This window comes from Thermostichus sp. OS-CIW-29, from assembly GCF_054058195.1.
Genome location: NZ_JBSSAB010000016.1, coordinates 13,069 through 26,902, shown reverse-complemented (window position 1 = coordinate 26,902; position 13,834 = coordinate 13,069). Strand labels below are relative to the sequence as shown.

Annotated in this window: 7 protein-coding genes; 5 read left to right on the top strand and 2 right to left on the bottom strand. The window is 62.0% G+C overall.

What is annotated here, in order from left to right; all coding sequences use genetic code 11:
- Window positions 1-58: 58 nt before the first annotated feature.
- On the bottom strand, window positions 59-1,120 hold the full coding sequence (locus ACVWZJ_RS07405) for a DUF1611 domain-containing protein (RefSeq protein WP_011433727.1): 1,062 nt from the start codon (window positions 1,118-1,120) through the stop codon (window positions 59-61).
- Complete coding sequence (locus ACVWZJ_RS07400) at window positions 1,120-2,172, bottom strand: dipeptide epimerase (protein ID WP_011433726.1); 1,053 nt, start codon at window positions 2,170-2,172, stop codon at window positions 1,120-1,122. Before ACVWZJ_RS07400 ends, ACVWZJ_RS07405 begins: the two co-directional genes overlap by 1 nt.
- 178 nt (window positions 2,173-2,350) lie before the next feature.
- On the opposite strand from ACVWZJ_RS07400, the gene ACVWZJ_RS07395 reads away from it, so the two are divergent.
- The 5 genes from ACVWZJ_RS07395 (at window position 2,351) to ACVWZJ_RS07375 (ending at window position 13,824) form a co-directional block, all read left to right on the top strand.
- Complete coding sequence (locus ACVWZJ_RS07395; protein ID WP_011433725.1) at window positions 2,351-3,988, top strand: acetolactate synthase large subunit; 1,638 nt, start codon at window positions 2,351-2,353, stop codon at window positions 3,986-3,988.
- A 156-nt stretch (window positions 3,989-4,144) separates the two neighbouring features.
- Entirely contained in the window at window positions 4,145-6,226 is a 2,082-nt protein-coding gene (locus ACVWZJ_RS07390) for a GspE/PulE family protein (RefSeq protein WP_011433724.1), read from the top strand.
- A 131-nt stretch (window positions 6,227-6,357) separates the two neighbouring features.
- Window positions 6,358-7,500, top strand: coding sequence for a type IV pilus twitching motility protein PilT (locus ACVWZJ_RS07385; protein WP_238376760.1), 1,143 nt, complete (start codon window positions 6,358-6,360; stop codon window positions 7,498-7,500).
- Between the two features lie 197 nt (window positions 7,501-7,697).
- Complete coding sequence (locus ACVWZJ_RS07380) at window positions 7,698-8,924, top strand: type II secretion system F family protein (RefSeq protein WP_011433722.1); 1,227 nt, start codon at window positions 7,698-7,700, stop codon at window positions 8,922-8,924.
- Window positions 8,925-9,036: 112 nt separating this feature from the next.
- The gene (locus ACVWZJ_RS07375) at window positions 9,037-13,824 is read left to right on the top strand and encodes an alpha-2-macroglobulin family protein (RefSeq protein ID WP_011433721.1); all 4,788 of its coding nucleotides are present in this window, start codon (window positions 9,037-9,039) and stop codon (window positions 13,822-13,824) included.
- Window positions 13,825-13,834: the final 10 nt, after the last annotated feature.

Below are 13,834 nucleotides of genomic sequence, written 5' to 3'. Positions count from 1 at the left end.
TTCCTCCCGACACTGACCCTACGGGTACAGTGCGGGGCTCCTGCGATTTCTAGCTGAGTTATCCTGCCGCCAGAATTGCCTCCAACAAGGGATCCGCCCCAAAACGCACCACATCCGTACAGGGCCGTCCGGTCTCGGCTTCCACCCGGCGGATCTGCTCTAGGGCTGCTTCTTCCTCCCAGCCGAAGGTATTGAGGGCAACCCCCACCACGGGCGCGGGGGCAAAGGCCCCGGCAGCCGCTGCCACCTGCTCATACAGCTCGATCACTTTGGACAAGGGTGGGATGGGCACGTAGTCCATCCCCTTGATGTAGGTTTGGCCGGCGCGGTGTACCAGGATGAGGTGGGTGGGCTGGGATCCACGCAACAGAGGCAAGGTGGCCGTAGAGGCGGGGTTGAGCAGGGATCCCTGGCCTTCCAGATGCAGAATGTCGTGGTCAGAGCCATAGCGCATGATCAGTTGCTCCACCGCCCCACTGGCATAGTCCACCCGCACCGCATCCAAAGGGATCCCCTCGCCGCCGATCAGGATCCCAGTTTGCCCGGTGGCCAAAAAGCGGGAGCGCAGGCCCCGTCTCAGGCTGGCCCGGTGCAGCTCCAAGCTGGTGGACATTTTGCCCACGCTCATGTCGGTGCCCACCGTCAACACCCGTTTACAGGGCAAGGTGCGGGCCAGGGCTTTCCCCACCGATAAGTTGGGGGGCTCGCGGCGAATATCCCAGATCCAGGCCCCCGGCTGCAACCACTGCCGAAACTGGGGATCCTCGGCCAAAGGCGTGTGCAGCCCATTCACCAGAGATAGGCCAGCTCGCAGGGCCAGGCCCAACTCCTCCCGCCAGGCTGGCGGCAACTGCCCCCCTGAAGGGGCGATCCCAATCACCAGAACTTCAGGCCGGTGGGCCAGCGCCTCCTCCACCGAGGCCACGATGGGAATGTCTTTGGCAATTCCGGTCAGATGGGCCAGGGATCCCCCCGCCTGCTCCCGGTCGATCACCGCCACCACCGGGAAGGAGCCGTAGCGCAGCAGCCCCAGCCCCGTTTTCCCATGCTCCCCCAGCAATCCCCCGTGGAGCAGGATGGCCACGCGACTTTCGCTGGACAGGGATTCCGGCCTTCCCATTATTCCTCCCGCAGCTCTACCCCCAAACCCGGTCGGTCGGTGGGGAGCAGGCAGCCGTCCTGCAGGATGGCCCCGGCAAAGGGATCGTCGATGAGGTTGAGGTGGCTATCCAAGTCCAGGTAATCCACCAGGGGAGCCAAGTGGGCTGCCGCTGTATTCCCCAGGGCTGTGTTGCTGTAGCAGCCCAACATCACCTGTAGGCCGTGGGCTTTGGCGGTGTGGATCATGCGCCAGGCTTCGCTGAGGCCTCCGCACTTCATCAGCTTAATGTTGATCCCGTGGACGCGATCCACCAGAGGGGGGATATCGCGGCTGTCCATACAGCTCTCATCCACAAAAATGGGCAGCTTCGACTCGTGCCAGAGGGTGATCAGCTTCGCTTCCTGCCCCCTCTCCAAAGGCTGCTCCAGGTAGCTCACCCCTTGCCCCGCCAGCCAGTTGCTCATGCTCAGGGTTTGCTCCACCGTCCAAGCGCCGTTGGCATCCACTGTAATCAGGGATCCCAGCGGGATCACCTCTTGTACAGCAATCAGCATGTTCTGATCCGCCATCAGTCCTGAGCCGCTGCCCAGCTTGATCTTAAAGGCCCGCGCTTGGGTCTGTTCCATCCAGGCCAAGGCGCGCTGGCGGGCCGCCTGCGGGGTGGAGATGCCGATCGTCATCGTCGTGGGCGGAATGCGGGAGCGATCCAGCCCCCACAACTGCCACAGGGGCCTCCCCAGCCGTTTGCCCATCCAATCGTGCAGGGCCATATCCACCGCTGCCCGCGCTGCCGAAGGGATCCCGGCCCGCAGCAGTTCTGCCTCGATTGGCTGTCGCTCCCAGGGGGAATGGCGGCGCAGGATCCCTTTGGCCACCTCCAGACCCATCAGGATGTCGTCCAGAGACTGGTGGTAGTCGTCGCTCACCGAAAAAGGGCAAGCCTCTCCCCACCCTTCAACTCCCTCCTCCTCAATTCGCACCCAAGCCAAGGTTGTATCGCTGTGGGTACCTCGGCTGATGGTCAAGGCGTAGCGCTTGTGAACGGTGAAAGGTTCGACGTAGAGCCGCATGGGCATCTCCAGAAGAGGAAGCTTGGAGGGGCAATTGGGCCTGGGCCGCCCCTTTGAGCTTAGCTTGGTTCCCAGCCCAGCCTGCCCCCGTCCCCAAGCCCAGAAAACAAGTTATCCCTTGCCCCGTCCGCCGTCTATGGTGGGATCCAGATCCACCGTTCTCCATACCCTTGCCACCATGAATACCGCCGAACTGCTGGTTCGCTGCCTGGAAAATGAGGGGGTGCAGTACATCTTCGGCGTTCCTGGCGAAGAAAACCTGGAAGTCCTGCAAGCCCTGCGCCGCTCCTCAATTCGCTTTATCACCACCCGCCACGAACAGGGGGCCGCCTTCATGGCCGATGTCTATGGCCGGCTGACGGGCAGAGCGGGGGTGTGTCTCTCCACCTTGGGGCCGGGCGCCACCAACCTGATGACCGGAGTTGCCGACGCCAACCTGGATGGAGCACCCCTAGTGGCCATCACCGGCCAAGTGGGCACCGACCGCATGCACATCGAATCCCATCAATACCTGGATTTGGTGGCCATGTTTGCCCCCGTCACCAAGTGGAATGCCCAGATCGTGCGCCCCAGCATCACCCCGGAGATCGTGCGCAAGGCTTTCAAATTGGCCCAAACCGAGAAGCCCGGGGCCGTCCACATCGACTTGCCGGAAAACATCGCCGCCATGGAAGCCAGCGGCACTCCCTTGAGGAGAGATCGCCTGGACAAAACCTACGCCTCCTATCAAAGCCTGAACGAAGCGGCGTCCCTGATCTCCCGCGCCCGCAACCCCTTGATTTTGGCCGGCAATGGGGCCATTCGCGCCCAAGCCAGCAGCGCCCTCACGGAATTTGCCACCCGCTTGAACATCCCCGTGGTCAACACCTTCATGGGCAAAGGAGTGATCCCCTACACCCATCCCCTGTCCCTGTGGGCCGTTGGCCTGCAACAGCGGGATCTGATCAGTTGTGGCTTCGACCGCACCGATCTGCTGATCGCCGTCGGCTACGACCTCATCGAGTACTCTCCCAAGAAATGGAACCCCGACGGCACCATCCCCATCGTTCACATCGCTGCCCTGCCCGCAGAAATCGACAGCAGCTACATTCCGCAAGTGGAGGTGGTGGGAGACATTTCCGACTCCCTGATGGAGATCCTGCGCCGCTGCGATCGCACGGGCAAGCCGGATCCCTATGGCCTCAGCCTGCGGCAGAACATCGTCCGCGAGTACACCTGCTATGCCCACGATCAGAGCTACCCGATCAAGCCCCAAAAGCTGATCTACGACCTGCGCCAAGTCCTGGAACCCGAAGACATCGTCATCTCCGATGTCGGCGCCCACAAAATGTGGATGGCCCGCCTCTACCACTGTGACAAACCCAACACCTGTCTCATCTCCAACGGCTTTGCCGCCATGGGCATCGCCATTCCGGGGGCCTTGGCCGCCAAATTGGTGCATCCCGACCGGCGCATCGTGGCCGTAACCGGAGATGGAGGGTTCATGATGAACTGCCAAGAGCTGGAAACTGCCCTCAGGGTGGGCACTCCCTTTGTAACTCTCATCTTCAACGATGGCGGCTATGGGCTGATCGAGTGGAAGCAACACAATCAATACAACGAGGCTGCTTTCGTCAAGTTCGGCAATCCAGACTTCGTTAAGCTGGCGGAGAGCATGGGCCTCAAGGGCTACCGTGTCGAAAAGGCTGCCGAGCTGATCCCCATCCTGAAGCAGGCCCTCGAGCAGCCGGTGCCCACCCTCATCGACTGCCCTGTCGATTACAGCGAAAACCTTTACCTAACCCAGCGGTCGCAAGCGTTGGTCTGCGAGGCTTAGGGGACGAGATGGATGTGAATGCGAGATTTGAGCCGAGTTGGGGCATAGTAAGCCCAGGGTTGGCGGCCTCTGGGCAGTCCAGACTTATGTATCTTTACCGTTGACCCTTAGCAGCCGAGTGCAGTGAAATAGAGGCATTGTGGGTGACCCGCTAGCATGAACGATCTTCCTCCCCCTCCTTTTACCTCGCGCCGCGCCGGCGCTGCCAGCAAAGCTCTGGCCATCGCCAACGTCAGCATTACCCCCTTTGGCCGCAAGTTAAAGGAGCTGGGCTTTGCCGACGATAAGCAGATCCAGGACATCCAAAACGCCCTCAAAGCGGATCGAGAGGGCAACAGCAAGGCCCTGGCTCTGGTGGTCAAGGATATCGTGGGCAAAGAGATCACCCCTGACCTGGAGCGGGCTTACAAACGGCAGCAGCTCTTTGAACTGAAAATCATCTACGGGATCCCCTCCCTGGATGTCGACCTGGAGCCGGTGGAGATCTCCGAGATGATTGGGCTGATCGACTCGATCTTGCCCCTCGACATCTGCAACCGCTACAAATTCTTGCCCATTCGCCGTCGAGACAATCAGGTGACGGTGGCGATGGTCAAGCCAGACAACCTGCAGGCACTGGACGACATTCAACGGCGCTTCCGCATCCAGGGGCTGAAGCTGCAGCGGCGGGTCTTCACCCAGCGGGATTTCGAGACCCTGATCAGCCGCTACATGGATGCGCAGGCGGAGCTGCTGGCCATCAAGGGGATCAACGACGCGGCTGCTGCCCAACAGGCGGCTGCTGCCCAACAGGAAGAAGAGGTGGTGGTCAACACTGCCGAAATCGATCTGGATGCTATTGAGGATGTGGCTGCCGATGAGGCCGGCGAGGGATCCCTGGAGCAGCAGGTCAAATCGGCAGATGATGCCCCGATTATTAAACTGTCCAACCAGATCCTGGTCAAGGCCCTGCAGGATGGGGCGTCCGACATCCACATCGAGCCACAAGAAGAATACCTGCGCATCCGCTTCCGCAAAGATGGGGTGTTGCGGCAGGCTTTTGAAAACTTTCCCAAGAAGATCGTCCCCGCCCTCACTGCCCGCTTTAAAATCATCTCCAACCTGAATATTGCCGAGCGGCGCATGCCCCAGGATGGGCGGATTCGGCGGGTCTTCAAGGGGCGCAAGGTGGACTTTCGGGTCAGCACCCTGCCCTCCCGCTATGGGGAAAAGATCGTGCTGCGGGTTCTGGACAACTCCGCCACCCAACTGGGGCTGGACAAGCTGATCACCGACCCAGAGACCTTGGAAAGCTTCAAGGAGATTGTCAGGCGACCCTTTGGCCTAATCTTGGTGACCGGGCCAACGGGATCCGGGAAAACCACCACCCTCTACTCGGCTCTGGCGGAGGTGAACGATCCGGGCATCAACATCAGCACTGCCGAGGATCCCATTGAATACTCGCTGCCGGGGATCACCCAAGTGCAGGTGATCCGAGAAAAGGGCATGGACTTTGCCATGATCCTGCGGGCCTTCTTGCGGCAAGACCCGGATGTGATCCTGGTGGGGGAAACCCGCGACCACGAGACGGCCAAAACCGCCATCGAAGCCTCCCTCACGGGCCACTTGGTGTTGACCACGCTGCACACCAACGATGCCCCTGGCGCCATTGCCCGTCTGACGGAGATGGGGATCGAGCCATTTATGATCTCCAGCTCGTTGCTGGGGGTGTTGGCCCAGCGCTTGATGCGCCGGGTGTGTACCGAATGTCGGATCCCCTACCACCCCACGCCGGAGGAGCTGGCCCGCTATGGCCTTACCCTCAGTGGCGACGGCGAGCAGCTCACCTTCTACAAAGCCAACAAGCTCTCCCCCAAAGAAGTGGAGCAGCGCAAGGCCACCGGCAAGCCCATCTGCGAGAAGTGTGGGGGCGTGGGCTACAAAGGTCGGGTAGGGGTGTACGAGTTCATGCGCATGAACGACCGCCTTGCGGACTTGATCAACAAAGAGGCCCCCACGGAGGTGATCAAAGAAGCGGCGGTGGAAAGTGGCATGAAAACCCTGCTGGCCTACAGTTTGATGCTGGTGAAGCAGGGCCTCACCACGCTGGAGGAGGTGGATCGGGTGACCCTCACCGACAAGGGTCTGGAAAGCGAGCTGAAGGCCCGTGCCAAGGCTCTCAGCACCTGCCGCAACTGTGGCGCGGCCTTGCATGTGGACTGGATGGACTGCCCCTATTGCCTGACCCCGAAGTTTTAGGAAGTCGGCTTGGCACTTGACGATGTTGGGGTGCCGACTATAACAGTCCTATACAGTTGCCTTTCTCACATGGCTTTGGCCGGCGGCTCTTTTGATAGACAGTTCTACTCGCCTTTGGAGAACCCAACCCTATGCCCCAACTGATGATCGAAGACCTCATGGAAGCAATCGTCCAAAAGGGCGGTTCCGACATTCATATCTCGGCGGGTTTGCCCCCCTACTTCCGCATCAATGGTCACCTTGAGCCGACAGAGCATGAGCCTCTCTCGGCAGAGGAGGTGCAGCGGTTGATCTTCAGCATGCTGAACAACAACCAGCGCAAGCAGCTGGAGCAAAACTGGGAATTGGACTGCTCCTATGGGGTGCGGGGGATCGGGCGCTTCCGCGTGAACGTCTACCGCGATCGCGGCACCTATGCTTGCGCCATGCGGGCCCTGGCTTCTGAGATCCCCAACATCGACAAGCTGGGCCTGCCGGATGTGTGTAAGGAAGCAGCTCGCCTGCCGCGGGGCTTGGTGCTGGTAACCGGCCCAACGGGATCTGGCAAATCGACTACGCTGGCTTCCATGATCGACATGATCAACCGCGAACGGGCCGAGCACATCCTCACCATCGAGGATCCCATTGAGTACATCTACACCCCCATTCGCAGCATCATCCACCAGCGGCAACTGGGGGAAGACACTAAGAGTTTTGCCAATGCCCTGCGGGCAGCGATGCGGGAGGATCCGGATGTGATCCTGATCGGGGAGATGCGGGATCTGGAGACCATCCAGTTGGCCATTACCGCCGCCGAGACGGGCCACCTCTGCTTTGCCACGGTACACACCAGTTCTGCCGCCCAGACGGTGGATCGCTTGGTGGATGTGTTTCCGCCCGAGCAGCAGCAGCAGATTCGCGTGCAGCTCTCCAACTCCCTCAAGGCCGTCTTCTCCCAAACTCTGGCCCGCCGCCTCAATCCCAAGCCAGGAGAGCCTGGACGGGTGCTGGTGCAGGAAATCATGGTGGTGACGCCGGCCATTGCCAACCTGATTCGGGAGGGCAAAACTGCCCAGATCTACTCGGCTATCCAGACGGGGGGCAAGCAGGGCATGAAAACGCTGGAGCAAGATCTGGCTAACCTTTACCTACAGGGCAAGATCGACTTCGATACGGCCATGTCTAAGACCTCTCGCCCTGAAGAGCTGCAGCGGCTTTTGGGCAACGTTACCGGGCCCTCGCCAGCCGCGGCTGCCCAACAACAGCGGCCAGCAGCAGTTGCCGCCCGTCGCTAAACTTCGTCTCCACCAGGCAGCGCTGGGATCCCGGGGTGAGGGTTCATTGCCGATCTCTAGCCGCTGACTTGATTTGTGGCTAAGCTCTAGCTGAGAGATTGTTGATCTGCCCAAGGTTTGGGCTGACTTCTCTTTTGCACCTGCGAAACATTTAAAGCCATTTCGTTATTTAGAGCGATCTAGCCGGGGGTACAGCCATGCCGCGCTACAAGGTTCGGGGGTTAAAGGCCGGTCAGCCGGTACGCCTGACGGTGGTGGCCAACAGCTTGACCGAAGTTCGTGCACGGCTGCGCCGAGACGGGATTTTTGCCAAACAGGAAGACATTCAGGAGGAGAAACCCTTCTTTTCCTTGGATACGTCTTTCGATTTCTCAATGCTGGGATCCATCGACATTCGCGACAAGGCAGTGTTCTCCCGGCAATTTGCTGCCTTGATCAACGCCGGCGTGTCGATGGTGCGCTCTCTCACCATCATGGAGGAGCAAACCGGCAACCCCAAACTCAAAAAGTACCTGCGGGCTATCCGAGCGGAGGTGGAGGCGGGGAAAAACCTCTCCGACTCCATCCGCCCTTATCCCGACGCCTTCGACGGCCTCTACTGCAGCATGGTGCAGGCGGGGGAGGTGGGCGGCGTGCTGGACGAAGTGCTCAACCGCCTGGCCAAGCTGCTGGAGGACATGGATCGCCTGCAGAAGCAGATCAAGTCAGCCATGACCTACCCGGTGGTGGTGACGATCTTGGCTGTCTTGATTTTCTTGGGCATGGTGCTGTTCATCTTGCCCACGTTTGAGAGCATCTACAACGACTTGGGTGGGGAGCTGCCCGCCTTTACCCAGTTTTTCATCAACATCAGCAAGTTCCTACGCACGCCCCAGTACAGCTTGGGGCTGGTGGGCTTTCTAGGGGCCGTCTATTTTGCTTTCCGGCGCTTTTACCGCACCCCTGCCGGCAAGGAGACCATCGACGCGCTGGCCCTCAAGCTCCCTATCTTCGGGGATCTGATCCAGAAGTCGGCGGTGGCTCGCTTCTGCCGCACCTTTGGCGCTCTCACCCGCTCCGGGGTGCCGGTGCTGACTTCCTTGGAAATTGTGCGCGACACCTCCGGCAACCAGGTGGTGGCCAACGCCATTGACGCCGCCCGCCAATCCATCTCAGAGGGAGGGCAGATTGCCCCTGCTCTGGACAAGGCCAAGGTCTTCCCAGTCATGGCCATTCAGATGATCAGCGTGGGGGAAGAGACAGGGGAGCTGGACGCGATGCTGATGAAGACGGCGGATTTCTACGAGCTGGAGGTGGAGGAGGCGGTACGCGCCCTCACCAGCCTGCTGGAGCCGTTGATGATCGTGATCCTGGGCGGTATGGTGGGCTGCATTATCGTGGCCATGTACCTGCCCATGTTCAACGTGTTCGAGTTGGTGAAGTAGCCGGAAGGGATCCCTCGAAGTTGGACGGTAAATTCTACACAGGTTCTGCTGCTGGCTCCCGATAGTTTGGGTCGAAAGAGGCAAAGTCAGAGCAACGGAGGAAAGGGATCCCATGCTGAGGCGATGGTTAGCGGCCCTGGTGCTGTTGTTGGGGGTGGGGCTGGCAGTTTTGCTTTCCGAACAGCCGACGGGATCCCTGGTGGGACGGGTGGAGCTACCGGCAGGGGTAGCTCTGGAGAGCGTCCGGGTGATCGCCGCCGGCCCGGCCACTCGCAGCTCCAGCTTGACCGCAGATGGCGAATATCGCTTGGATCGATTGCCTGTTGGGGAATACCAGGTGACGGTGCAGGGATCCGGCCTGGAAACGGTGGGCAGCCAGGGATCCGTTCTGGTGCGGGAGGGGGCAACGGCCCGGATCCCCACCTTGCGCCCTCAGCTTGTCCCCCCCGGTCTCTATCTCTACAGCACCAGCCAGGTGTTTACGACCGCAGAACCGGCGCGGCTGCAGTGGCGGGCCACCAGCCTGGGCTCGGTGCAGCTCAGCCTCTATCGCTTTTCCCTGACAGAGCTGCAGGGATCCCCTCTCTTGCGGGATTTGGCGGATGCTGGCTATGGCTCCCTGAATCCGGCTCTGTATCCCACCCTGCGGCGGGAGCTTGTGCGCAGTTGGCAGCAGCCGGTGCCACGACGAGCGGGAGAGGGGTGGACAGCCCAAACCTTGGAGCTGGGGATCCTGCCGCCGGGGGCCTACTGGGTGGAGGCGGAGGGCCGGGAGCCGCTGGCGCAAACGGCTGCACCCTTGCCCCGTTTCGACCATTGGTTTTTGGTGAGCGATCTCGGCCTCATCCAGAAGCAGGATGCCAGCCAGTTGGTGGTGCAGGCGGTGCACCTGCGGGAGCTGCGTCCCCTGGCCGGGATCCAGATCCAAGTTTTCGGGGAGTGGGGGGATCCCCTGACGGCCACCACCGATGCAGAGGGGCTGGCCCGCTTTGGCCTGCCGGCGAGAGAGGGTTCTTCCCTGGTGGTCTATGGCCGCAGTGCCGACAACACCCTGCAGGCTTTGTCCCGCAGCTACGCCTATGGCTGGAACCAGCCCCACCGGATCTACGCCTACACCGATCGTCCCCTCTACCGCCCTGGCCAAACCGTCTATTTCCGCGCCCTGGTGCGAGAGCAAACCCGCCTCACGCCGCCCCCCCCAGGACAAGCAGTGCAACTGACCCTTACGGCCCCCAACGGGGATGTGTTGAGCGAACAAACCCTGGCCACCAATGCTTTTGGCAGTGTCCATGGGGAGTTTCAACTGCCAGAAGAAGCGTCCCTGGGCAGCTACGGCCTGGAGTGGCAGGTGTCAGGGCCGCAGGGATCCAGCCGCGAATACACCTCTTTTCAGGTGGAAGCCTACCGCAAGCCGGAGTTTGAGGTGGCGGTGGTGCCCGACCGACCTTGGCTGGTGCGGGGGGGATCCCTGAAGGTGCAGGTGGAGGCCGAGTATCTTTTCGGCGCGCCGGTGGCCGCTGCCCAGCTTCGCTACCGGGTTTACAGCAGCCCCGACTGGAGCCTGCGCTATGGGCTGTTGCCCCGTTCTGCCGAGGAAGACTATTTCGCCGACGACCTGGGAGAGGAGCAGGGCTACTACGGCGGCTACGGCCAGTTGGTGGCGGAAGGGGAAGGGGTGACGGATGCCCAGGGGCGTGCCGTCTTTCACCTACCCCGCCTGTTGGCCGATCTGGACTGGGAAGAAGACAGCTACTGGGGCCCCCAAGAGGTGCAGCAGTTGCGCATCGAGGTGGAGGTGACCGATATCAGCCGCCGGACGGTAACAGGATCGGCGCGGGCCTGGGTCACGGCTGGCGAATTTGCTCTGTTTGCGGAAGTGAACCGCCACCTGCCCGCTCCGGGGGATACCCTCACCTACCGGCTGCAAGCCCGCGATTACGATGGCCGCCCCGTCAGCGCCACCGGAGAGCTGAGCCTGGAGCGCTGGCGCTGGGATCCCAAGAGCAACACCTACCAACGGCAAGGTACCCTGCTGCGGCAGCCTTTTCAGATTGTCAACGGGGAAGGCAGCCTCGACCTCCACCTGCCCGCCGACCTGGAGCCGGGAGACTACCGGGTGCGGTTGACGGCATGGGATCCCCGCCGTCAAAGTGCTCCGCACCGCTGGCGCGAACGGGTGCAGGAGGTGGACTATCTCTGGGTGGTGGAGCCGGGCAGCCCCCTGCAAAGTTGGGGATCCCTGCCCAGCCTGGAAGTGGTGGCGGATCGGCAGATCTACCAGGTGGGGGAGGAGGCCCAGATCCTGATAGTCTCGCCGCTGCCGGATGTGGCGGTGCTGGTGGGCATTGAGGGATCCCGGCTGCACCAGGTGCAGGTGCTGCGTCTCCAGGGGCATACGGCCACGCTGCGGCTGCCCATCCGCGGCGACTATCGTCCCAATCTCTACGTCACTGCCACTGCCATCGGCCCAGAGCGGCGGCTGTACCGAAGCGAGGCCCTGCTGCGGGTCTCCCCCTTGGATCGCTTTTTGCAGGTGGAGCTGCAAACCGATAAACCCACCTATCGACCGGGCGAGACCGCCCAAATCCAAATCCGCACCCGCGATGCCCAAGGGCAGCCGGTGAGCGCCGAGGTGGGCCTAGGGATTGTGGACAATGCCCTCTACCTATTGCGACCCGACTTCACCCCGGATATTCGCCGCTTCTTCTATGGGCGCCAGTACAACCAAGTTACCACCACTACCTCTTTCCCTCAGCAATATCCCGGCGGTGCTGACAAGCTGGCCGGCCAAGTGCGGGAAGACTTTCGCGATACCGCCGCCTGGTTCCCGGATCTGGTCACCAATGCCGATGGCCTGGCTCAGGTGCAGGTGCGCTGGCCCGACAACCTCACCACCTGGCGCTTGACCGCCCGCGCCGCCACTGCCGACACCCAGGTGGGATCCGCTCTTGCCACAGTCTCGGTTAGCAAAGACCTGTTGGTGCGCTTGGCCGCTCCCCGCTTTTTCCGGGTGGGGGATCAGCTCACCTTGGCGGCCATTGTGCAAAACCGCACGGGTCAAGCCCAAGCGGTGGAGGTGCGGCTGGAAGTTCCTGTTCCTGCCGGTGGGATCTTGAAATTGCAAGGCCCGGAACGACAACGCCTCACCGTGCCGGCCCAAGGAGCGGGGCGGGTGGAATGGCCTCTCCAGGTTCTGGGGGCCGGAGATACCTCTCTGCGGGTCTGGGCGGAAGGGAATGGGCTGAAAGATGCGTTGCAACTGCGGATCCCCAGCCAGCCTTTCGGCGCTGTGCAACGGTTCTCCCAGGTGGGTCGGGTGCAGGAGGGCAGCCTTGACTTATCGCTGGATTGGCCCGCCACCTGGGTGCCGGGATCCCGGCAGCTTCACCTGGAACTGGCCGCTAGCCCGGCAGCAACCCTGCTGGAGCCGCTGGATTACCTGGTGGAGTTCCCCTACGGCTGCACCGAGCAAACCCTGAGTCGCTTCTTGCCCGCCCTAGCCGTCGCCCAAGTCAGCAAGCAGTTGGGCTTGAACCTGCGCTCGCAAACCCTGGAGCGGCTGCCCCAGGTGCTTCGATCGGGCTTGCAGCGACTGGAGGGATCCCAGAACTACGATGGGGGCTGGGGCTGGTGGGCCCATGACCGGAGCAACCCCTATCTGACCGGATACATCCTGCAGGGATATCATCTTGCCCAAGCCGCCGGCTATGCCCTCAAAGATTGGCAGGTGCGGCAGGCCTTGGACTATCTGGCCGCTCAACTGGCCCAGCCACAAGCCCTCTCCCCGGATCTGCAGGCTTTTGTCGCCTACAGCCTGGCCCTCTGGGATCCCGCTTTGGTGACTGCCGACCTGCCGCCGCCGGAGCGGCTCTCCACCTTTGGCCTGGCCTACCGAGGGCTGGCCGCCCTGCAACTGGGCCAGAGGGATCTTGCCCAGGCAGCCCTGGATGAGGTTCTGGAGCGGCGGCAACAGGATCCCCAAGGGCGCTGGTTTATCCCGGCTGCCTCTTCCTTGGCAACCCACGAGCGCTCCACCTACGACGACATGGAGGTGGCCGGCCCGCTTTTGCAATTGGCCGTTCGGCTGCAGGATGACCGGGCTGCCCAGATTGCCGAGGCCCTTCTCCAGCAGCGGCAAAACAACCGCTGGCGCACCACCAAAGCCACCGCCGATGCTCTCCTCGGCCTGTCCGCCTACTACCAAGCCCAGCAGCAGCAGCTTCCCGGCCCCGGCGAGGTGCGGGTGTTGGATGGGACAACCGGATCCCTTCTTGATCGCTGGCAGGCCGGCGCTGGGGATCCCCGCTATGGGCTGGATTGGGCTGACGCAGAAGTGGGGAACCTGAGCAGCCTGCGCCTGGAAAAGTCCGGCCCCGGCCCCCTTTACTACAGCTTGAGGGGAGAAGCCTTCGTCCCCAACCCTCTGCCCTCTCAAGCCCAAGGCTTTGCGGTGAGCCGCAGCTACTTCCGCCTACAGCCCCAGCCCCAACCCAACGGGGAGATCCGCTACCGAGAGCAGCCGCTGCGCCCTGGCGACACAGTAAGGGCCGGAGAAATCCTCCTGGCCCGGTTGACGGTGGAAGCCGAGCGGGACAGCCACTACGTGGTGGTCGAGGATCCCCTGCCCAGCGGCGCCGAGATCACCTCCCAGGATCCGCGAGAGTTCACCGGCTTGGCCCCAGACTACTGGTGGGACTGGTTTTGGACCCGCCAAGAGAATCGGGATGACCGCGTGGCCTTTTTCAGCACCGAGCTCAAGCAGGGTCGCCATGAGTTTGTCTATCTCTTCCGTCCGGAGATCCCCGGCCAATTCCAGGTGGCTCCTGCCTTGGCCGAAGAAATGTACGATCCCAGCCGCCATGGCCGCAGCGCCGCTTACTCCCTCGAAGTTCTCCCTTGAATGCCTCGAA